13 protein-coding genes and 4 pseudogenes are annotated in these 21,351 nt (G+C 68.8%); 7 read left to right on the top strand and 10 right to left on the bottom strand.

Annotated elements, in window-relative coordinates:
• Positions 1–293 precede the first annotated feature (293 nt).
• Complete coding sequence (locus ACZ3OF_RS18855; RefSeq protein WP_467305673.1) at positions 294–797, top strand: GNAT family N-acetyltransferase; 504 nt, start codon at positions 294–296, stop codon at positions 795–797.
• A gap of 103 nt (positions 798–900) precedes the next feature.
• Here the strand turns inward: ACZ3OF_RS18855 and ACZ3OF_RS18850 are convergent, their stop codons facing one another.
• Positions 901–1,206: a hypothetical protein gene (locus ACZ3OF_RS18850; RefSeq protein ID WP_361675241.1), complete on the bottom strand. Its 306-nt coding sequence runs from the start codon at positions 1,204–1,206 to the stop codon at positions 901–903.
• 601 nt (positions 1,207–1,807) lie between these two features.
• Between ACZ3OF_RS18850 and ACZ3OF_RS18845 the strand changes: the two genes are divergently transcribed.
• Positions 1,808–2,863, top strand: coding sequence for an RCC1 domain-containing protein (locus ACZ3OF_RS18845; RefSeq protein WP_467305671.1), 1,056 nt, complete (start codon positions 1,808–1,810; stop codon positions 2,861–2,863).
• 98 nt (positions 2,864–2,961) lie between these two features.
• On the opposite strand, the pseudogene ACZ3OF_RS18840 reads toward ACZ3OF_RS18845, so the two are convergent.
• Positions 2,962–3,042: pseudogene (locus ACZ3OF_RS18840) on the bottom strand (hypothetical protein); the annotation flags it as partial.
• Positions 3,043–3,211: 169 nt separating this feature from the next.
• On the opposite strand from ACZ3OF_RS18840, the pseudogene ACZ3OF_RS18835 reads away from it, so the two are divergent.
• Positions 3,212–3,289: pseudogene (locus ACZ3OF_RS18835) on the top strand (IS5/IS1182 family transposase); the annotation flags it as partial.
• Between the two features lie 217 nt (positions 3,290–3,506).
• On the opposite strand, the gene ACZ3OF_RS18830 reads toward ACZ3OF_RS18835, so the two are convergent.
• Both ACZ3OF_RS18830 and ACZ3OF_RS18825 read right to left on the bottom strand, forming a co-directional pair.
• Entirely contained in the window at positions 3,507–4,325 is an 819-nt protein-coding gene (locus ACZ3OF_RS18830) for a DUF427 domain-containing protein (protein WP_467305669.1), read from the bottom strand.
• 312 nt (positions 4,326–4,637) lie between these two features.
• Positions 4,638–5,009 (bottom strand): helix-hairpin-helix domain-containing protein, encoded by a 372-nt coding sequence (locus ACZ3OF_RS18825; RefSeq protein WP_467305668.1) that lies wholly within the window; start codon positions 5,007–5,009, stop codon positions 4,638–4,640.
• A 345-nt stretch (positions 5,010–5,354) separates the two neighbouring features.
• Here ACZ3OF_RS18825 and ACZ3OF_RS18820 point away from each other — a divergent pair, with 345 nt between their 5' ends.
• Entirely contained in the window at positions 5,355–5,561 is a 207-nt protein-coding gene (locus ACZ3OF_RS18820; protein WP_361675253.1) for a hypothetical protein, read from the top strand.
• 315 nt (positions 5,562–5,876) lie between these two features.
• Here the strand turns inward: ACZ3OF_RS18820 and ACZ3OF_RS18815 are convergent, their stop codons facing one another.
• Entirely contained in the window at positions 5,877–6,134 is a 258-nt protein-coding gene (locus tag ACZ3OF_RS18815) for a hypothetical protein (protein WP_361675255.1), read from the bottom strand.
• Positions 6,135–6,581: 447 nt separating this feature from the next.
• Between ACZ3OF_RS18815 and ACZ3OF_RS18810 the strand changes: the two are divergent.
• Both ACZ3OF_RS18810 and ACZ3OF_RS18805 read left to right on the top strand, forming a co-directional pair.
• Positions 6,582–7,568, top strand: a pseudogene (locus tag ACZ3OF_RS18810) (CHAT domain-containing protein); the annotation flags it as partial.
• Between the two features lie 980 nt (positions 7,569–8,548).
• Positions 8,549–13,669 (top strand): peptidoglycan-binding protein, encoded by a 5,121-nt coding sequence (locus tag ACZ3OF_RS18805; RefSeq protein WP_467305666.1) that lies wholly within the window; start codon positions 8,549–8,551, stop codon positions 13,667–13,669.
• 5 nt (positions 13,670–13,674) lie between these two features.
• Here the strand turns inward: ACZ3OF_RS18805 and ACZ3OF_RS18800 are convergent, their stop codons facing one another.
• The 5 genes from ACZ3OF_RS18800 to ACZ3OF_RS18780 all read right to left on the bottom strand — a co-directional run bounded on the left by ACZ3OF_RS18800 (position 13,675) and on the right by ACZ3OF_RS18780 (position 20,489).
• Positions 13,675–15,204, bottom strand: coding sequence for an esterase/lipase family protein (locus tag ACZ3OF_RS18800; RefSeq protein WP_467305664.1), 1,530 nt, complete (start codon positions 15,202–15,204; stop codon positions 13,675–13,677).
• Positions 15,197–17,629, bottom strand: coding sequence for a CHAT domain-containing protein (locus tag ACZ3OF_RS18795; protein WP_467305662.1), 2,433 nt, complete (start codon positions 17,627–17,629; stop codon positions 15,197–15,199). The genes ACZ3OF_RS18800 and ACZ3OF_RS18795 overlap by 8 nt, the downstream gene beginning before the upstream one ends.
• A 773-nt stretch (positions 17,630–18,402) precedes the next feature.
• On the bottom strand, positions 18,403–19,050 hold the full coding sequence (locus ACZ3OF_RS18790) for a class F sortase (protein ID WP_467305847.1): 648 nt from the start codon (positions 19,048–19,050) through the stop codon (positions 18,403–18,405).
• A 158-nt stretch (positions 19,051–19,208) separates the two neighbouring features.
• On the bottom strand, positions 19,209–19,781 hold the full coding sequence (locus ACZ3OF_RS18785) for a hypothetical protein (RefSeq protein ID WP_467305660.1): 573 nt from the start codon (positions 19,779–19,781) through the stop codon (positions 19,209–19,211).
• A 462-nt stretch (positions 19,782–20,243) separates the two neighbouring features.
• Positions 20,244–20,489 carry a DUF4394 domain-containing protein gene (locus tag ACZ3OF_RS18780; RefSeq protein ID WP_361675275.1) on the bottom strand — a complete coding sequence of 82 codons (246 nt, stop codon included), beginning with the start codon at positions 20,487–20,489 and terminating at the stop codon, positions 20,244–20,246.
• Positions 20,490–20,520: 31 nt separating this feature from the next.
• Here ACZ3OF_RS18780 and ACZ3OF_RS18775 point away from each other — a divergent pair.
• Positions 20,521–21,350 (top strand): annotated as a pseudogene (locus ACZ3OF_RS18775) (IS5 family transposase).
• Position 21,351 lies beyond the last annotated feature (1 nt).

Raw genomic sequence — 21,351 nt, 5'->3', positions numbered from 1 at the left:
CCCTTCGCGTGCGGTCGCTGATGTGCAGGTTCTGACTGGGGCGGCCGGCCGGCGGTGACGGCTGTCTCTGCCTTGTAAGGACAGAACGGCGAGTGAAGGGCTTCCTGCGGTTCCGTGGTACTGCGGACCAGTGCGCAACGGTCGTGGCGACCACGAGGGCTCCATCCCGCGTCGATCGAACGGGAGTCTCGATCGGGTGATCACGGGTGCGGCCCGGCATGAGAGCCGGTCCTGGCGGTATACGGGCAAAATCCAAAGGAACGGAGGGCCGTGCGCTGCTACGGTCGGGCGCTATGAGCTGGCTCCCCGACAACTTCGTCCATCCCGTCCTGGTACCGCTGCCGGGCAGTGGTCATCACCTGCGGCCGATCCGGGAGGCGGACACCCCGCTCGACTATCCGGCTGTGATGGGTTCGCGCGAGCGGCTGTGGACCATCTTCGGCCCTGCCTGGGGCTGGCCTGCGGCCACCATGACCTACGAGGCCGACCAGGCCGACCTGTTGCGGCACGAGAAGGAGATCGCTGCACATCAGTCTTTCAACTACGCGCTGTTCGACACGGCGGAGACAGCTCTGCTCGGCTGCGTCTACATCGACCCACCGGAGAGGGCCGGCGCAGACGGCGAGATCTCCTGGTGGGTGGTGGACGAGCTGGTGGACAGCAAGGTCGAGCAGGCCCTCGATGAGCTGGTGCCGCAGTGGATCGCCGCCGACTGGCCGTTCGAGCAGCCGCGCTTCCTCGGCCGAGAGATCTCCTGGTCGGACTGGCTCACCCTGCCGGAGCACTCCGACGCGTAAGTAGCTTTTGTCGTACCGAGAGGTTCGGTGGCGGGTCGAACCTGGGTGCTGGTTGGGTGATCGGCTCGTGCCCGGTGAATGAAAGCAGAGCCTCCCGCACGGCTCATGGGTGTTGAAGTCCATCACGTCCAAGCCCTTCCCGCCGCGCCGGCCCCACCGAGCCGGGCACCGCCCGGACCACCGCCGGTTCCGGCTCAACCGGCCGGGCATGGGAAACTCGCACGTCCTTGGGTTCGCCGGCCTCGGACAGCACCTCACTCACCGTTTCCTTCGCGATCACCAGGCGATCCCGCGCGGCCTCCGCCTCCTCCAGCTCGGCAACAAGCCGGTCCAGCTCGTTCCGCAGCAACTCCACCCGCTGCCGGGCAGCGACGTCCCGCTCCTCGATCAACCCCACCGCCGACGGCATCTGACACCTCCACTAAAGGGAGAGCACGACGTGTCATCTCCATTGCAGCGGAGGCAACTTCACGCTTGACCAGAGGAAACCCGGCCACCACACCCGGAAGGACAACAGATTCTTACGGGGACAAGCCTTAGTGGTCGGATCATTCGCCGCTGGCGAGTTGTTTGTCCACCTCAACGCCGAGGGCGCGTAGTACATGAACGACGCCACTGTCGAGCCGGCATCGCAGGTCGAAGGCGTCAAGCGGCTAACGGTGCTTCGGGTCTCCGGCACGCCCCTGAGTTCATGATCGGCTCTCGAGGAGGCAGAATGCCTTCCAACCCGTACGAAGGAACGGACTACGCCGTGCGGAGCGGCTTCGCCTCACGGACGGGGGCCCGGACACGCCCGCGCCTTCGCGGCCAAGCGTGCCGGATCGGGGAGCCGCGGCCGTATCGGAGTGACCGGGATACGCCGGACGACTCATCACCTCTCAGCGTAGGCCGGGCCAGGGCTCCACGCGCGCGGAACTCCAGTCGCGCCCCATAGCACGGTCGATGATCCTGAGATCACCGGAACCTTCTCGACAGACCGGTTGAGAACCAAAGGAATCTGGAGGCCTGCCATGGACGGATGGGGCGCCAACACCCTTGGCCAGCTCGGCGACGGCACCAACAACCCCAGCACCGCTCCCGTGCCGGTGACCATGCTTGCCGCGGCCGTCCGTACGACCGCCGCCGGCGGCGGCCACAGCCTTGCGCGGCTCGACGGCGACACGGTGCAGTGCTGGGGCGACAACAGCAGCGGCCAGCTCGGCGACGGCACCAACACCCCCAGCAACGTCCCCGTCACCGTCAGCGGACTCTCCGGGGTCAACGCGGTGACCGGTGGCGGCAGTCACAGCCTGGCGCTGCTCGGCGACGGCACGGTGATGGCCTGGGGTGACAACGGGTTCGGCCAGCTCGGCGACGGCACCAACAACCCCAGCAACGTCCCGGTAGGCTCGGGCGCCTTCCCCGACACCGTCGTCAAGGTCGCCTGCGGCGGCGTGCACAGCCTGGCCCTGCTGAACAGCGGTGAGGTGATGACCTGGGGCGACAACAGCAGCGGCCAGCTCGGCGACGGCACCAACAACCCCAGCACCGTCCCCGTCACCGTCAGCGGCGTGATAAATGCCGTCGACATCGCGGGCGGACGCGACCACAGCCTGGCCGTCCTGGCTGATGGAACAGTGCTGGCCTGGGGCGGAAACGGCTCCGGTCAGCTCGGCGATGGCACCAACAACCCCAGCAGCGTGCCGGTCGGAGTCTTCAATCTCACCGGGGTGAGCGCGGTCGCCGCGGGCAGCGGCGGCAACTTCAGCCTCGCTCTCCTCGGAGACGACGGGACCGTGCAGGCGTGGGGAGACAACAGCGGCGGTCAGCTCGGCGACGCCACCAACAACCCCAGCAATGTCCCGGTCGCCGTGCAGAACCTCGCCTCGGCCGTTCTCGCCCTCGCCGCGGGCAGCTCCCACAGCCTGGCCTTGCTCTCCGACAACACCCTTCAGGCCTGGGGCGACAATGGGTTCGGCCAGCTCGGCGACGGCACCACCAGCCCCAGCAACGTTCCCGTCACCCTCAGCAGCCCGAACGCTGTGATCTCCCTCGCCGCCGGCGACTCGCACAGCCTCACGGTCTGAGCGGCGCCCCACTGTGCGGGTGAACCCGGCCTCGTCCAGGACGCGGCCGGGTCACCAGGGCGATACATGGCCTCCAGTCGGTCCAGGCCGACGGTGTTGAAGGCGAAAGCGACGGCCTGCGTGGCGGCTTCGGTGGCATAGCCGGTCCCCCAGGTGTCAAGCGCCGATCCGGCGGACACTGCCCGGCAGCGGGTTTGCAGACCGAAGTTCCGGGCAGATCGGCCCAGGTGCGCGAGGCCGGAATGTACGACAGCGTCGTTGCAGGGCAGTCAGCGGCGTACCGGAACAGCGTGGCTGGGAACTGAACTGGCAAGGCCACGTCGTGGCGCACTGCACCATCGAACGACTCTGAAAGGCTCGGTCGCGTCCGACGCCTGCGGTGTTCCGCTCGGCCTGGTCTCCGCCGGCGCGAACCGGCACGATTCGGGGGACTTCTCGTCTCTCGCTGCTCGAATCGACCGGACGGCACGCCAGGATGAGGCAGACAGATACGTCGAGCACAGCCCGCGCTGATCAGCGCGACCTGGCCACCACATGCCTGGCAAACGGCGAGGGGGAAGGAGCAGGCACAGCACTCGCCGCGGTCGTCAGACACAGGGCGCGCCGGATGTCACCATCCGGTGGGGCGAGTTCCTGTGCGGAACTACCGCGACGGCCGGCTGAAGAACGTGACCGGCCGCTCCCGCTGCACTCCGTCTACGACGACATCGACAGACTCGTCGTAGAAGGCCACCCGGTCCTTGATGATCCCCACGGAGGGCAGGGGGTCGGGGTAGCTCCAGGCGATGTCGGGCCGCACGTCGGCGTCGCCGGCCCAGGACCAGTACTCGCTCGCCACACCCTTGTACGGACAGCGGGTGCGCCCGTCGGTACGGGTGAAGAGGTCGAGGCGAACGTCCTCCCGCGGGAAATAGAAGCGCACCGGCAGCCCCGTCTCGAACAGCAGAACCGGCGTGCGCGTGTCCGCGACGACCGTACCCTCGATCTCGACCTGAACATGTCGACTGCTGGGCAGGGCGTCCACCCGCTTGTGCGGGTCGCGGGGGTGCACGAAGATCTCTTCGTCCTCCTCGTACCAGTGGTCCAGAGCCTCGCGCCCGAACCACTCGAAGCTGATGTGGCCGGCCAGGTCCTCTCCGGGGTAGGTCCAGGCCGCCGCCCCGACGGTCCGATCGGGGAGCACGAGGTCGTAGAAGACCGTCGCTCCCGCGTGACGCCGGCGGCTGGCGGGCCGCTCCGTTCGCCGCAGCAGGTCCGTCCGGACGTCCCCGGTCGGGAAGGCGTAGAGGGGGACGGGGCGACCGGGCTCCCACACGAGAACCGGCCTACGACTGTCCACGACCGTGATCTCCCCCGCCGTCGCACGCACCCAGCGCTCACTCGGCTCCCAGAACACACTGTCGGACTCGCCCTGGCGGCGCTCGACGGGCACGGCTTCCGGGCCGGACTTCGGTGCGGTCATCGGTCTCTCCTCCTCGCTCCGCCTCCGGCTGCCCGGACCGGGTGTCGCAGTACCGGCGGCAGCCAGTGTCCACGCTGCTCCGGATCCCGGCGGGTGGCAAACGGTCCGCCATCGCTCCTGCCCGCGCCTCCAGCTCCGGGCGCAGGACCGCCGCCGTTGATGAGGATCCGCAGGCGCGTACCACCCAGCCTTGCCCAGTGACCTAACGCCACATATCCGCAGCGTCGCGCCCACTCGGGTCCATCGTCAAAAGGTCTTCGTGAAGACCTGAGAGGGGATATCTGGTCAGTGCGGTAGTCCGAAGGAATGGTCCTAGGGACGCAGGGTGCGGCCCTGCTCCCGCAGGATTTCCGTCAGGATGCGGACCGCTTTCGGGCCGACCCCGTGCAGGGCCAGGAGTTCGGCAGCAGGGTGCCGGGTGATGGCGTCGAGGGTGGTCAGACCGGCGCCCAGCAGGGCCTGGGTGGCCGGACGGCCGATGCCGGCCGAGAGGTCGCCGACGGGTCCGTCGGCGGCGGCCTCCGCCGTGGCCAGGGCATCCGCGAGCCGTTTCGGGGCGCGGGCGGCCCAGGCGGCCCGTACCAGGGCGTTCAGCTGCCGGCCGTTGACGTCGGCCAGCGGGACGCGGAACCCTGCCGGGCGCCCCGCCCGGAAGAGGCGCTCACCCGTCGGGTGCGCGGTCACCGCCTTCGCCGTCTCCTCCTCAGACAGGCGGAGCCGTACGTCCCCGTCCTGCGTCAGGAGGAGCGACGTACTGAACTCCCGCTTCCCGTCCGGTCTTGCATTCCCCCGGCGGCTTGCGGTGTGCGCTCAGCATCGGGCAGACACGGTCGCTGAACCATCGTCAGTCTGTCACCACTGGGCGATAGTGATCCCCCATCGCCATCGACCCCTCCCCCGGCGGCACAGCCGCGCCCGGCTGATCCGACACGCACGTGAGCAACCGCCGCGGCATATGCGCTCACGTTGCGTGACGATAGGCTACGATTCAGCTACTCCCAGTCACTAACGAAAGGGTGTCCCATGGCCATGTCGATCAATGAAGCCCGCGACCTCAAGGCAGCCCGCAGCAAGGAGCAGGCTGCGGCCCCGGGTGCGACCTGGTTGGCCGTCGCCGGGTTCCCCAGCTGGCAGGAAGCCGTTGACTTCGCCAACCTCGAACCGGCCCAGGCGGGGGGTGAGTTCATCGCCAGCCACAACGCGGACGGCACGGTCGACGGCTCGTACTTCTTCTGACGCATCGTCGTAGCGCAGAGCGCCGTCGCCACTGTGCGGCCTCGAGGTGAGGTGACGCGCGATCACTGCTCTGGCCGCGTCACCTCACCTCGCTGAGATGCGGGCGAACAGGCTCCGTCCTGCGGGCTGGCGGACCCTGAAGTGCCGGTCGGCCTCGGCATCAAGGTGGACCCTGCACCCTTCGAGGAACTGCATCGACAGGCCTCGAACGGTCCCGCTGGCGGGGCCGGACGGGCCATCGACGTCCAGGTCTTCGACACGGCGAGCGCACTCGTCGATGAGCCGCTGCGCGGTAGCCTGGGCGGCAGATGTCGTTCAGGCAGTCGCCTTACGGCACTCCTGATCAATCGCAATGCTCCGCCCGTTGTCCGGGACACTCTCTTCGCTGACTGCCGGCACCGTCTCGCCAAGGTGATCCGCGAACGGGGTCTCACCGCTGATTGGCGCCACCTCGACGCGGTCTGACTCCGCCATGTCGTATCCCGCGAAGGGGTCCGATGCCTCCACGATCAGGCACCAGTCCGAACCGGTCGTGATGCGCGTGGCAACCGCTTCGCTGTCGATCAGACACACGTCCCGTGGGCCGGACGGAGCCTCTGAGTCGTACAGGTGCCACGAGGCGACCAATCGTTCAAGACGGCGTCCGACCGGGTAGTCAGGACGCACACCGGTGCAAGGGGCACTCGCTCACCCTCTTCGACTCCACGCGTCGAGCCGTCAGGCACCCCCCAGCTCACGTCCTTATACGGGACAGCCCTTACTGGCGTGCACCGGTCTCGCCCGTCGCCTCCGGCTTCGGCGACCTCGACGGAGACCGTCGGGCCGATGTACTGCACCGTGACCAGTCCGGCCGTCTGTGGTTCCGCCCGGGCGTCGATGGCAGCTGACCGGACGGCCCGGTCACGCCATGCTCCTCCCAGGTCCCGGCCACGGGCTGTGCGGTGGACATCCTCTCCCCGCAGGTCGAGCATGGAGAGAGAGCGGTCACGCAGGCGCTGAGTTGCGAGCGTGGGGCTGCATATGTCGACGATCCTCATCCACGTCGGAGACCACCAGCCACAGGGTTTTCCCAAGGGACTCTGTGTCGATGACGGCACCGATCAATGGTTCAACAATCCGCGCGTCGAAGCGTTGATTCCGAGCGGTGCCCTGGCGCGACGCACCGGGCTTCTGGACGACAGCGTCAAGGAAGACGCGTTGCTGTCGACCGGGCGGGGCCTTTTCGACGCGCTCCTGTCAGGTTCTCTGGGTGACGTCTGGCGAGCCGAGGCCTTCAACGAGGACGCGCGGGTGATGCTGGACATACAGCCCAGCGACCTGCGTTCGCTGCCGTGGGAGCTGCTCTGCACACCCGAGCCCCAGGAACGCTGGCTCTTCGAGGACGAGGCACGCCCCTATGTCCGGGCGCACGTCCCCTTCCCGAACGAGGCGGAGCCGCTGACCGGGCCGGTGAGACTTCTCGTCGTCGTGGGCGATCCCGACGACGAGGCACTGGAGTCGGACAAGGAGCTCGAAGCCATCTACACAGGGGTCAGTAACGTCCCCTGCTGCTGGCAGGTGCATGTCCTGCGGGCTCCCGACCGGGAAAATACGCGGGAAGTCTTCGCCGACTTCGACCCGCACATCCTTCACTTCATCGGGCACGGCAAGGACTCGGTCTCGACCGGGCCGGCCCTTGAGATCATGACGCCGAACCACCCGTGGGACCTCAGCGCCGGCTTCATCGCAGCAACGCTCAAGAAGCCCCTGCGGCTCGCGGTGCTCAACGCGTGTCGGACGGCGGGAGGGGATCCCCAGCGGCTGGTCTGGGGCCTCAGCGATGCCCTCTTCGAGGGCGGGACGCTCTCCGTCGTCGCCATGCAGGGCGACATCGCGTCCGACGCGGCGGTGCGGTTCAGCCGGGAGTTCTACGGGAAGCTGGCAGCGGGGAAAGCACTGGACGAGGCCATGGCACACGCTCGGAACGAGCTCCACCGGAAGAACGACGGTCATCCGCGTGACTGGGCCATGCCCGTCCTGACCGTCCAGGCTGATCCGTTGGTGATACTCAAATGGCCCGAGCCCATGGACCACACGGCGGTGACGAGGACGAGGGGACGGGAGTTCGACGGGCCGCGCTGGCTGGTCGGGCGAGGGGACGAACACCACAGGATGATGCGGCGTCTGGACGCGACGCTCGGGGCGGGCACGGCCGATCTGCTCGCCATCACTGGCAACACCGAAACTGGAAAGTCCGAGTTGACCCGCTCCTGCCTGCTGACCAGTTACTGGTGTGGCGTTCCGGTCGTCTACGTGGACCTGTTGAACAAGGGCAATCTCGATCTGCCGGCAGCACTCACGGAGATCAGGGACGCCGTCGTTTCATGGCTCGGGCCGGACGCGGAAGATCCGGCGAACCTCTTCACCACGGCGCTCCGGTACACGCAGATGCTCCTCCAGTCACTGCGCGCAGGAAACCCGGTGGCCGCCGCGGTGCCCGGTATGACCACGCCTCCTCCCACCGACCGTCCGCGCGACGCGCTGGACCACGAGAATGAGCTGATCAGCGCTTTCACGTTCTTCCTGCGAACAGTGGCCAGGAAGGAACCGATGCTGCTGATCCTGGACCATGTTCTTCGGGCAGAACCCCACGGTCATGTCGTCGAGAAGCTCTTGAAACCAGCCGCAGAAGGGGCATTCGACCCCGTGCGCATCGTGGCCGTGGACAGCGGGCTCGATGCGAAGCTCGGTGTGCATCTGGTCAATCGGGTCATGACCGTCAGGCCGTTCGACCGGAGTGAGGCGATGTTCCTGGTCCGCGAGTACTGCGCCCGCAAGCGCGACTACTTCTATCAGGGGCTACGCCCCGACGAGGCCTCGTGGACGGCCTTCACCCATGACATGCGGGGCCAGGCGATCAACCGGGAACAGGCAGGCGAGGAGTACTTCAGCCCCAAGGAGCTCCTGGCATGGGAGCAGGCGGTGTTCACGCTGCAGAAGGTGCAGCCATGACCACCCTGGACGGTGTCGTGAAGCGCGTCGCAGCAGGCGAGACCATTGCCGACGTCACGCTCTCCTTGATGCCCGAGCCACTGCGGGGCACGGTGCTTCGGTGCGCCTTGGTGGACGGTTTCGACGAGGCGCTGTACGACGCGGTGCTGCGTGCGGACACCGGCCCGCCCCTGGCCGAGCTGGTCGACCAGCCGTGCGTCGAGCCGCTGCCTGGGGGCGCCGGCAGCTTCCATATCGGGGCCGGCCTCCGGGAAGCGGCGTGGCGAGCCTGGTGGCTCGATGCCGGGGTCCCGCCCGACTCCGCTCCGGTGCCCCGGGCACTCCGTGCCGCTGAGGGACTCATCGCCGAGTTCTGCGAGCGTGCCGGCCGAATCGAAGCCGCCTTGCAGGCCCTCGTCGTCGCCGATCCCGAAAGGGCGGCCGTCCGCTTCGAGCAGTGGTACCAGGAGCGGGACGAGCAGTTCGACTTCCCCGGTTGTCAGGATCTGCTCGATGCCCTGAACGAATCCTGGGCGTGGCAGTTCAGCCCCCGTCTGGCCGAGCTGCGCGGAGACCGCGACCGCTATCTCCGGTCGAGGATGCTCTGGTACGACGCATTGCTCAGGTCGGGCCAATACCTTTCACGGCCCGACCTGGAGGGCAGGCTCGACCAACTGCTGGCCGGCACTCCCACCCGTGCACTTCGCCTGCACGCCATCGGGGGTATGGGCAAGTCGATGATGCTCCAGTGGTTCATCGCCCGCCGCTGCGTCGCCGCACCGGCCCGGGTACCGTGCGCGCTGGTGGACCTCGACGCAATCGACGCGGTGAATGTCGTCCGGCACCCCTGGCTGCTCGCGCTCGAGCTCGCCACGCAGCTCAACGAGCAGATACCCGGAACCCCATTCCAGGAACTGCTCCGCCGGCACGGTGCGTATCGCTCCGTGCTGCTGCGGGATGCCCCGACGCTCGCCCGCTCGGGCGCGGCCGCGCTCGACACCGCCGCGGCCCGCTCCGACGCCGATGACGTCCGCGACCGGTTCCTGAGCGCGCTGCGCGAGGACTCCTCCGGCAGACCGTTGCTCATCGTGCTCGACGCCTTCGAAGTCGCGGTACTGCGGCCCTTGGGCGGCGCCGCCGAACTGGTCGGTCTCCTCGCGGACATCCACGCGGCGTCGAGCCAGGTGCGGTTGATCCTCTCCGGGCGGCTCACGGGCGCCGAGGAGCAACTGGACCGGCTGGCCGAGCGCCTGCCGGAGCACGACATGGACCGGCTCGAGATACGGCGTTTCACCGAGGACGAGGCCAGAAGCTATCTGACCGGGAAGCGCGGCATCGGGCGGACGGAGGTGGTGGAAGGCATCCTGCGCAGGGCGGAGGGGATTCCCTGGCAGCTCGCTCTCTACGCCGACGTGGCGAGCTACTCCCCGGACATATCGGTGGAGACCGTGGAGAGCTTCGACCCCCTGCTCGCCTGGTGCATGGACCGCGTCATCGGCAGGATCGAGGACGACGCCCTGAAGTGGCTGATCCGGTACGGCGTGCTGGCGAGACGGCTGAGCCGTGGCTTCGCCGAGCAGGTCGTCCTTCCTCGCATGGCTTCGGCCATGCGAGGGTGCGAGGACGACCGCCCGGAAGACGATCTCCAGTCGTCCGGATCCGCACAGCCGTTCCGGACGGGAGTGGACGCTCCACAGGGGCCGGCGGAGTTCGCGCAGCTCTGGGAGCGCCTCAAGCAGTACTCGGCCCAGGTCTCTTCCTGGGTGAGCGCTGCCCCGGCCGACCCTGACACTCTTGTCTTCCACCCGTGCGTGGCGGATCCGCTGCGGCGCCTGCTGTCCGCAAAGCCCGTCTACCGGCTTCTGCACGAGGACGCCGCTCGCTACTACGAGCAGTTGGCCCAGGAGCACCCCACCGCGTGGGCAGGCTGGACCAGGGCAGCGCTCTACCATCGCATCCAGGCGGAGGGCAGCGAGGCGGCTCCCGCCTGGCGCGAGGCCGTGGCACAGGCCAGAGCCGCCGACCGCTTCGAGGACGTCGCGGAGATCGCAGGAGAGATTCTCGGTCCCGAGTACGTCGACGAGGACGGCAGACCTCTGAAGACCGCCGGAGGCAGGCCTGCGCTCGACCCGCAGTTGCACGCCGAAGCCCATGTGGAACTGGCCTGGGCGCTCGTCCGCAGAGCGCGCAGCGAGGGACTCTCCGGAGGACACCAGCTCTGGAGCGAGAGCGAGCGCAGTCTGGGTACTGCGAAAGCGATCGCAACCCGGTCCGACGTACGCCTCCCTGACATACGGTGGAATACGGCGCGCGGCGCCCTGCTACTCGCCCGTGATCGACCAGGCAGCGCAGCGAAGGTTCTCGAGCCCATCGGGGAGACCATCGAGCCGTCCGCGGACTTCTGCTTCGCACTCGAGGTGTACGCGGCGACGCAGACTGCCCTCGACCGGCCGGAAGAGGCGTCCGCGGTACTGCACAAGGCCCTGCGCATCGCGCAGGCGATAGGGGACGAGCCGCACTCGGCCCATCTGGCTCACCTGCTGGCCTTGGACGCGGCGGCCCGCCTCAGGTATGACGAAGCCCGGCGCTGGCTGGACCAGGCCCCAGGTGAAGGCACCACAGCGGAGCAGCAGGCCGGGCTGCGTCTCACGGAGGCGGAAGTGGCCCTGCGCCTGGGGATGCCCGACACGGCCGCACGGCTGAGCGGTACCTTCTCCGGCGATCCGACCGCGCGACCGCTGGCCGTGAGCGTCGAAGCACTGCTCACACTCGGCCGGCCGCGCCAGGCCCGCGCTCTGTGCGAACGGGCGCTGAGCGCGCCCGACAGCCTGCAGCCGGAGCGGGAGGCCACGGTCTTCGCTCTGCGCGGGCGGGCCAACATCGAGCTCATGCAGGTGGAGCGGGGCATGACCGACCTGCAGACGGCACGTGAGCGATATGCCCGCCTCCAGGACTACGAACGCAGCGCCGAGTGCGCACTCCACCAGGCCAGAGCCCAGTTCGACGTCGTCGGCAACCACTGGGAGGCGGCGCAGTTCCTCGGCGAGGCGATGCGGCTGAGCTACGAGGACGGCAGTGAGATCGCGACCCGGTGCCTGTTGCTGCAGGCGGATCTCATGGCCGGCCACGGAGACACCGCCGGAGCCTCAAGGATGTGCGCAAGCGCTCTGGCACGGCTGGAGCGGACTGCTGCACACCCCTTGCTCGTCGTCGAAGCCGCTGCGCACGGACTGGCCCTGGCGGACGACCGGTCCACGTTCTACGGCCAGGGCCTGCTGCGCGCGCTGAGCCGGGTGACGCCGGCCTCGTCCCGGCTCGCGATGCTGCGCGCCCTCGAGCATTGCCCGGGGCCGCTGGAGGCCGGGGCGGAACTGCTGGAGCTCGTCCTGCCCCGTGAAGGGCCGCCGCAGCCGGTGGAGCAGTCGGCCGACGTCAGCTGGCTTGCCACATGCGCCGCCACCGCGTACCGCCTGGCAGGGCGTCTCGCCGACGCGCGTCGCTGCGCCGTGCGAGCGGCCGAGATCCTCGCGCACGAGGACAGCTTCGCCTGGTGGCGGCTGGCCCGGTTCATGGATCTCACCGGTCCCGTCGGCCCGGAGGAACCGCAGCCCCCGGCTCTCGACGGTTATGACGAGTATCCGTTGCTGCAGGCGGCCCACCTCATCACCGTCGCCCGGCGCTGGGCGAATCGTGTCCCGGTGGAGATGACGGCCGAGCGGCTGCACCTGGCGAACGCTCTGTTGCCGCTGGAGCCGGCGAACCGCTGGCAGGCGCTCTCCCACGAAAGCTGGTCGAGGCTGCACGGGAGCGAGGGAGCCGAGGCCGCGCAGGAGCATGTGCAGGCTGCCCGCGCGGTCCTCGCGGAGCTCGGTGACGACCGCGAGATCCCACGCTCGCAGCCCACCGCCGCGGACACGGTCGGCTTCGCGCTCGCGGACGGTGCTGTACTCGTTCGCGGCGGCGACCGAGAGCTGGGCCGGGTGCGGCCGTCGGCGCCGCTTGCCCAGGCGTTGCGCAAGCGGACCCATCAGAGGTCCCTCATGCCCCTCGTCGACACGATTCTCGCCGGCGACCCCCTGGTGCCCGGCGAGTGGACCATGGAGCCACTCCTCGAACGGGGCCGGACAGAGCCTCTGGACATCTGCCTGACCGTCGAGCAGCCCGAACTCGCGCAGGTGCCCTGGGAGATCGCTGTGACGAGGAAGGGCAATCTGGCCACAGATGACAGGGTCCGGGCCGTCAGCCGCCTGCCCGACCCCCGGCGGGCCGGGAAGGTCCGGACCGGTGTACTCCAGGAGACCCTGGACCTGCTGCACATCAACCCCGGCCCGATCGACGGGCTGATGGGACCGCAGACCACGCGTGCCGTGTCGGCCGTGCAGCATTCCCTGGGCCTTGACGTGGACGGCGTCGCCGGCTCGCTGACGTGGCGATGCCTCCGTGCGGAGCTGTGGCAGCACCGCCACAGTCCGCAGGTACTGGTCCTGCGGCGCGGAGCCACCCGGCAGCTGGAGTCCCAGCGCGGACACCACATGGGCGGGGCCGACCTACAGGTCGCCTATGCCAGGGCCGGCTGGGCTGTGGAGGTCACGGACGACCCGAACAGCATCGTGCTCGAACATGTCGTGGACCGCGTGCCCGCGCCGGACGTGATCCATGTGAGCGCCACCATGGAGGGGCTCGGCACCGTCCCGTACATCGACTTCGGAGCATCCACCTATTCCGGTGAGTCCGCCTGGGTGTCCGAGGCCTCGGACACGATCACCGTGCGACAGCTCGACCGATTCGTCTCCAGGGTGGCGGCCGGACATCCCGCGCCGCTGGTGATCCTGGACATCGCCAGGCCCGCCCGGCCGAGTGAGCTGATCCGGCAACTACTGCTCCGCAACGACTTCGCCTTCCAGCTGGCCACGCTGGGGAACGCCGTGGTGGTGATCGCCACGGGGCTCACCCTGGCGGGGGACCCCAGGCAGATCGACGAACTCATCGGGAATCTCACGCATGGCTGGACACCGGCACAGGTCGCCCGGCATCTGCAACGGCTGGCCGCCGGTGACCGGCTCCAGGGCCTGCCGTACGCGGCGACCGCGCTGATGAGTTCGCTGCGGCCGTACGAGATGCTGCCCGTCGGGATGTGACGCGGTCAGCTCCCCGGCAGCCATTCCGCGAGCCGACTGCGCACCTGTGCGTCCCGGAAGAAGTCGACGTGCGCCACCCCGCTCGTCGAGGGGATCACCAGTGGATCGCGCACGACGTAGGAGCCCGCGCGATGGACACCGTCGGTCGGTACCACCAGGTCGTTGCCGACGCCGAACAGCTGGTCGACCAGTCGGTTGAGTGCTCTGATGGCGAGTCCGGCCCCATCGGCCGGACTGTAGTCGGACGTGATCGCGCGCACCGTCCCGACCGTCGGCACCGGGGCCGCGTTCAGATCGGTCAGCGCGGATGAAGCGGGGTCCATCGCGGCCAGACCGCCGAGTCCGCCCAACGCTCCGGTGGCACAGTGCTTGACGACCTCGAGGACCACCTCGAGCGTGGTGGTCACGATCTCGTCCGGAAGCAGGCCGAGCAGGTTGGTGAAGACGTCGAGCAGATCGCCCAAGTGCTGTGCGTCCGCCAGGACGGTGCCCGCGTTGGGCGTTGCGACGTGCACAAGCGTCCGTACAGAAGGAGCGGGCCGGCCGGCTGCCCTCGCCGTTCCTTCCTGGCCCAGCCGGCGGGCCACCAGTCCGCCGCGCGAGTGAGTGACGAGGTCAAGGGTGAGTGGCCGGTCGGTGGGCAGGCGTTCGAGGAACCAGCGGGCATTGTCGACCGGGTCCAGATGGACGGTCGGGTGGTCGAAGACGAGGACCCGGTCCTGGTACCGCGCATGCAGGTCGCGCAGCAACTGACCGTCCGTGGCGATGCCGTGGAATCCCGAGTGACACCGGCTGAAGGTGCCATGGACGAAGACGAGGAACGGGCGGTCGGCGAGCTCGGCGAGCCGGTCCGCGGTCACCGGCCCGTCGGCGGTCGGGTCGAGAAAACTGCCGGGAGTGGTGAGTCGCAACCCGTACGGACGGAAACGGGTCTCCCATCGGCCCACCGCGAACTCCGCGACCCTGCCTGCCGCTTGCTGGATGGGGAAGCGGAGTACGTGCAGCATCTTGCTGACCCCGAACCCGACCAGTCCGCGTTCCCGTACCGCGCCCGGAACGCCGAACTGCTCCATGGAGACCCGGAAGGTCTGGGTGGACTCGGCCCGGTCGGTGCCGTCCCCGCGCACCGCGGTGTCGGACACGACCCAGCGCACCACTCCGGTCGCGTCCACTTCCAGGACGACCTGCTCTTCGTCCTCGGCCGGTGCGGGTACCTGGACGGCCAGCTGAGGGACGGCCGCGTCGCCTCGCTGGTGTCCGCCGGGGCGGGCGGGGACGGCGAGGTCGCTGAGGGGCAGTGACAGAACCGGGCGCATCCCGGCCTCTTGGATGAGGGTTCCCAGCAGCCGTGCCGAGACGTGGGGCAGCTCGTCGGCCGCCAGCCGGTCGGCGAAGGCCTCCGGCTCGGCCGCCCGTACCGGAACGTCGGCACCGGCCCACTTCGTGACCTCACCGACGCGTCCGCTCACGTCCGAGGACCGCAGGACGACGCCATAGGGAAGATCCACTCGGCCGTCCCGTTCCAGCTCAGACATTGTCCGCTCCTTCCTCGTCCCACTCGATGGTCAGCCGGGGATGGCCGAAGAACAGGTAGGCGAGCGGGGTCGACACACCCGCGCCCGATGCCTCCTGGGTGGCGACGCGTTGCTGCCGTAGGTATTCGGCGGGTGCGATCCCGCCCTTGAGCGCGGCCCGGTAGAAGCCTTCGGCGAACGCCCTGGCGATACCGTCGTCGACGTTCCACAGCGGTGCGACGGCCGCCCCGACACCCAGGCTGAGGAAGGAGGGCACTATTCCGGCGTACGAGCCGAGCGCCTTGCGGCTCTGCCCCAGCTGGCAGGCGTTGAGGAAGACGAGACGCACGGGGCTCGTCTCGACCCCGCTGACCGAATACGGGCTCAGAAACGAGTTGTCGGTCATCATGATGCCGTCCTCCGAGTCGGCGGCATCGAACTTCCCGTGTACGGCGAAGTGCAGGATGTCCGGCCCCTTCGTTCGCTGCAGGCTGCCCAGCACCGGGGCGGTCAGAGCGTCCACGGACTCCGCGGCGTACTCCTCGATGAGGTGAGCCGCTTCGGCCGCTGCCTGCTCGAGTTCTCTGGTGGGGTAGTGGCCGCTCACCACAGCCATCTCCCGCGCCGTCAGGCGTGCCGGCGGAGCCGCTTTGCGGTGCTCCTCGCCGTACGTCCACCGGCCCACGACCGCCTGGGCACCAAGGTGAGCGGGAATGGTGCTGTCCCATGGTTCAGGCACCATGGCCAGCTCCCAGGGGACGTACGGATCCCAGGTGGCGATCAGCACCGTCGGCAGGCCTGCCACCCTGGCGGCGACCCGAAGGGCTTCCCATACCTCATGCGGTACCGCGTCCCTCACATCGCGACCGATACCGCGAAGATAGAACGTGAGGTCGTACGCGTCCCTCCGGTCCTGGACGCCGCGCATGCGGTTGCGCGCCCACTCCGCCTCATTGCCGAGCCTGGTGACGGGGGTTCTTCGGGGAGGCCGTACCTCTGGGTGCGGGGACCGGTACAGCCAGCAGAGCCGTGTGCCTTCGGCATCGTTTCCCGGAGCCACGATGATCTCCAGGTCGGGCTGGGTGGCAGGATCGTCGGGCAGTGCCCAGGTGATGCCGGCCGGCTCGACGGAGACCTGCGCGGCGACGACGTTCTCGTGGCCTTCAGCCACCAGCACCGTGCGGTGTGCCACCCCGATCAGCCGTTCTTCCACGGAGAACACCGCGGTGATGACCCGCTCGGCCGCGAAGGCGTCGTCGTCCAGCGCGCGCAGCCGCCGCAGCAGGTAGGGGTACGGGTCGTCCGGCCCGGCCTTCATCTGAAGGACGAACGACTCACCGCCCATAGCCTCGAACCCGGGGGCGAGGATCTCCACACCGAGCTCGAACTCCCCGCTGGGGACGGTGAGCGAGGGGGGCTGGGACACCTCCGGTGACGGCGTCGGAGCCAACCCCACACGGAGTTCGAAGACATGAGCAGGCGCGACCTGTCTCGGCGCGTCCAGGAGCGCGTACGCCTCCCTTTTCCCGCCGGAGGATGCGGGAGATTCTGCTGCCGGCTCGGGCTCGGACGACCTCATACGCATCTCCCGGCCTTCCGGCGGAAGCAGCAACGTGAGACCTTCGAATTCGCCCGGCCCTTCGGGGGGCGGCCAGTGCAGAGGCGGCCGGCCCAGGAGCGGTGCCACCCTCACCAGCTGCCGCAGGGTGCTGAGCTGCTGACTCGAGTCCTCGTCGGCGAGACGGTCATGAACGACGGTCAGGACGTCGGCGGGCGGAAGGAGTGTGAGCAGAGCACCCAGCCAGTTGGCCCGGGGCCCGGAGACACGCCGGGGCAGGGCCGGAAGTGCGGCCGCCGCTGTCCTGGGCAACACCTGGACCACGAGGCCCAGTCGTTCCGTGGCCACGGCCAGCGTGGCGTCGTCCCGCTCCATCGCCGCGATCAGTGTGGTGACCAGGCCGGTGAGCAGGTCCTCGGCCTCGGACTTCCGGAGCGTGGCCAGCGCTGACAGCTCGGACGGGAATCCGGTGGTCTCCAGCAGCCTGTCCGCCACGGCAGCCGAAAGCTCTGCCGCATCTGCGGCGGCGGGAACCTGGGGCTCGTCGACTGACGATGCCTGCGACTGAGCGACCGTCGCGAGGGAACGCTCTGCCGCCTCCTGGTGGGGCGAGGCGGGGTCCGCAGCCCATTGCTCCAAGAGGGACCGAACATCGGGAACGGGAAGGCTGCCGACCGCTGCGATCAACGCCTCGGTCAATTGCTGTCCTGCGCGCAATCGAGGAAGAACAATTTCACTCACGTCTTCGATGGCTACGTCGTCCAGAGGTAGCAATGCGGATGCCGTAAGTGCCTCGGTCTGGAGGCGCCGGTCCGGGTTCTGCCTGGCAATTTCGAGGAGTGGCTCGACGTCGCTCGATGTGACGAAGCGGTCCGACCATGCGGTCATAGCTGCCTCCGGATTGCGATCAACAACCAGAACGGACCGTAGTCGAATCGAAGGACAGGATCACCAACCGTGACGTGGTGTCATCGGGGGTGGAGGGGTGCGGGCCGTCGGGGTGCCGGTACTCCACGCCCAGCGCGTCGAGCCGTTCGAGATGGGGTCCGCAGCCGCTCGCTGAACCCGGCGGAATCCCTCTCCGGCGGTCCCCACACCATTTCGGCGAAGGCGGCGAGGCGCGGGAAGGCCAGATAGTCCATGGTCGGGACGCGTCGATGTTTTCGGTCTATATGTTGGCCTGAGCTCCGATGACGTGCTGGGCCTGTGCCTCGGTCAGGCCGTCGAGGAGCGGATCGAGCCGTAGACGTCCTTGAGATCCTTGACGTCCTTCGCCACGACGAGTACCCCTTGGCCATCGCGGACCTCGCCAACGAAATCCTTGCGCTTTGGGACCGGCCCCCGATCATCCGGACCGGTCGAAGGCGACCTTGGTCCCGTGGCATAGGGGGCGAAGTCGCACGGGCCGACGCCGTCCAGGCCGGCCACGGAGACGGTCGACGCCGAGTTCGCGACCTCGCTCGTGGGGGAAGGCGGGCGTCTTGTGCCCGGCCCGGTTTCGTACCGACGACGCCGGCCGACAGATGCTCTCCGCCACCAGCCGCGGCGTCCACCTGCTCGGCTGGAAGTCCTACGACGTGGCCAGCAAGGCCTCGCCCAGTAGCTCCGCTCCTCCGGGTTCAGCCTCTATAAAGCAGGGGTGAGTGTGGGCCGACGTGGCATCAGGCTTGTCGGTCAAGGTGGGCGAAGACAACGAGGTTCTCGGTGTAGTCCCTGGCGATGCGGTCGTAGGCACCGGCACAGGTGATCAGGCGGACGAGGGCGGAGGGCGTGTCGGCGTAGACACGCTGGTCTGGGAAGTCGTCCTTATGAAAGCTCTCCACCGAATCAACGACGAAGGCGGCGGTGGTGCCGTCGGCGCGCCTGACTGCGAAGCGGTCGCCGGCTTCGAGTTCGGCGAGCCGGGCGAACACGGCCGGGGAGGTCGCGGTGTCGAGATGTCCCGCGATGAGCGCGGTGCCCTGCTCGCCCGGCGTGATTCCGGAAGTCTGCCAGCCGACCAGGTTCGTCTCGTCTGCGGGGGGAGGATCCAGTGCGCCGGAGGGGCCGATCTCGAGCCCGGTGAACGGGGCGTCGACGCCGATCTTCGGGATCGTCAGGCGTGTGGGGGCCGACCGCGGCATCGTCGGATTCACCGGCCGGGCCGACGGGCGGTCCTGACGTGCCGGAGAAGGCGCGGCCGCAGGAGCATGCTTCGCCGCCCCAGCCCCCGCGGGTTGGGACACGGAGGCCGTGTCCGGTCCTGGCAGGCCGGGGCCGACGACGAGGTAGAGCGTGAGCAGGAGGAGCGTCCAGAAGGCGGCGGCGATTGACCAACGCCGGATGCGCCGGGAGCGGGGAGCGCCCAGGGAGGAGTCTGGTCGGTTCGACACCGGGGACCTTTCGATGGCGGGGCGGCTGGTCGATGTGGGAGTCGAAACCGGACACGGGAGCACCTGGGGCAGGTGCTCCCGCATCTGGGGACGGCTCACGCAGCGGTGCCGGCTGCCTTCCTGCGGCGGTAGAAGACGAACGCGGCGATACCGCCCGCGAGCACCACGGCACCGGTCACGTTCGTGCCGGAGCTCGCGAGACCGCCGCCTCCGGTGTGCATGCCACCCTTCGGCTTCTCATGGCTGTAGCCGCTCTCCTTGCCCTTGTCCTTGTCCTTGTCCTTGGACCAGTCGTCGGCGTTGACGAGGGAGAGAGCACCGGAGCCGGTGTGCATGCCACCCTTCGGCTTGTCGTGATCCTTCTTGTCCTTCGACCAGTGGTCTTCGCCGACCAGCGACAGCCCGCCCGAGCCGGTGTGCATGCCACCCTTCGGCTTGTCGTGATCCTTCTTGTCCTTCGACCAGTGGTCTTCGCCGACCAGCGACAGCCCGCCCGAGCCGGTGTGCATGCCACCCTTCGGCTTGTCGTGATCCTTGTCGTGCTTCTGGGTGTGGGAGGAGCTGTCCTTGTCCCAGTCACCTGTGGTGACCGCGTAGGCCCCGGGTGCGGCGAGGGCCAGGGCGCCGGCTGCGGCAGTTGTGGCGAACAGAATGCGGGCAGAGCGCATCGATGTCTTCCTTCCGTCGCCAGCGACGGCTGACTGGATGTCGGCTTCTCGACCGCGGCGACATGTCCCACCGTCAGCTCCGGTCTGGGTGAGTACCACTTGAGGTAGTGCATCCGTGATGACGCCTGCGTTGTACACGGGGGTCCTGCTGACCGCTGAAGGGGTGCGGGTGGCAACCCGGACCCCTTCAGAGAAAGCGCACGCTCCGTGCGCCTTTCAGAACGTGCGCCGGGTCCGCGGGTTCGAGACGGCAGAGCAAGGTAGTGCGGCAGCAGCTCCTGCCACCCCGGGGATTGACGTGGCTTGCCATCCATCGTCTGGATCCGGGGCCGAGGGCAGGGCGCCCACAGGCCGTCCTGAGGTCCTGGGGAAGGGCGACAGCGGTGACCTGGCGGGCCGCGGGGAAGGCGCCGACGAGGGCGGCGCGCCCCGTGGAGGATGTTGTCCTGGTGGGAACGTCGCTTACCGCCGGTTGGGCAGGGCAGCGAAGCCCTGGTTGGAGCCGTTGGAGGCCTTGTCAGAGATGTCGGATCCGGCAGACGGGCTCGCGTCCACCCCGAGGTTCCCTGTGGGAGCGAGGGTGCCGGCGTTGGCCGACGGCTGCAGCGAGACCCGGTCGCCGACCGTGTCGTAGAGCGTGGTCGCGTCCCCGTGGTGAGGTCGTTGTTGGTGTAGGCCGCGCCAGTGTCCCCTAGGGGGTGTCTTCAAATGATCACGGCTGGTGGATCATGGTGTCGTGATACGTCGCCATGAACTGTCCGACGCCGAGTGGGAGTTCGTCCGGCCGTTGCTGCCCGAGTCGTTGCGGGGGCGGAAGCGGCTGGACGACCGCAGGATCCTGAACGGGATCGTGCGGAAGTTCCGGACCGGGACGGCCTGGCGGGATGTGCCCGAACGATACGGGCCGTGGGCCACACTCCACACCCGTTTTCGCAGGTGGGCGGCGGACGGCACGTTCGACCGGATGCTGCGGACCGCGCAGGCGAAGGCGGACGCGGCGGGCGACATCGACTGGCTGGTGTCCGTCGACTCCACCATCGTCCGCGCCCACCAGCAGGCGGCGGGGGCCCGAAAAAGGGGCTCCGCGACCCGGCCCTCGGCCGGTCCAGAGGCGGTCTGACCAGCAAGATCCATCTGGCCTGTGACGGGCGGGGCCGGCCGCTCGCGCTTGTCGTGACGGGCGGCGACGCGAACGACTGCACCCGGTTCACCGCCGTGATGGAAGCGATCCGGGTGCCCCGGATCAGACCCGGGCGGCCACGGGTCCGGCCCGGTCACGTCCTGGGAGACAAGGGCTACAGCTCGAAGGCGATCCGCGCCTGGCTCCGCCGCAAGGGCATCACCCACACGATTCCCGAGCGGGCCGACCAGGTCCGCAACCGGGCCCGGCGAGGCAGCCGAGGCGGCCGCCCGCCGGCCTTCGACCGCGAGGCCTACAAGCACCGCAACGTCGTCGAACGGTGCTTCAACCGCCTGAAGCAGTGGCGCGGCATCGCTACCCGCTACGACAAGACCGCCCAGTCCTACGAAGCGGCCGTCACCCTTGCCTCACTCCTGATGTGGGCGTGAC

It is taken from the genome of Streptomyces sp. NPDC022552, from assembly GCF_055561875.1.
The sequence above is the reverse complement of the archived record's forward strand: the minus strand, read 5'-3'. Positions and strand labels throughout refer to the sequence as shown.

What these genes read in the sequence shown, in the direction of transcription:
- ACZ3OF_RS18800 (WP_467305664.1), bottom strand. Translation starts at nt 15,204, where the DNA reads ATGTCTGAGCTGGAACGGGACGGCCGAGTGGATCTTCCCTATGGCGTC.
- ACZ3OF_RS18805 (WP_467305666.1), top strand. Translation starts at nt 8,549, where the DNA reads ATGACCACCCTGGACGGTGTCGTGAAGCGCGTCGCAGCAGGCGAGACC.
- ACZ3OF_RS18850 (WP_361675241.1), bottom strand. Translation starts at nt 1,206, where the DNA reads ATGCCGTCGGCGGTGGGGTTGATCGAGGAGCGGGACGTCGCTGCCCGG.
- ACZ3OF_RS18830 (WP_467305669.1), bottom strand. Translation starts at nt 4,325, where the DNA reads ATGACCGCACCGAAGTCCGGCCCGGAAGCCGTGCCCGTCGAGCGCCGC.
- ACZ3OF_RS18795 (WP_467305662.1), bottom strand. Translation starts at nt 17,629, where the DNA reads ATGACCGCATGGTCGGACCGCTTCGTCACATCGAGCGACGTCGAGCCA.
- ACZ3OF_RS18785 (WP_467305660.1), bottom strand. Translation starts at nt 19,781, where the DNA reads ATGCGCTCTGCCCGCATTCTGTTCGCCACAACTGCCGCAGCCGGCGCC.
- ACZ3OF_RS18855 (WP_467305673.1), top strand. Translation starts at nt 294, where the DNA reads ATGAGCTGGCTCCCCGACAACTTCGTCCATCCCGTCCTGGTACCGCTG.
- ACZ3OF_RS18845 (WP_467305671.1), top strand. Translation starts at nt 1,808, where the DNA reads ATGGACGGATGGGGCGCCAACACCCTTGGCCAGCTCGGCGACGGCACC.
- ACZ3OF_RS18820 (WP_361675253.1), top strand. Translation starts at nt 5,355, where the DNA reads ATGTCGATCAATGAAGCCCGCGACCTCAAGGCAGCCCGCAGCAAGGAG.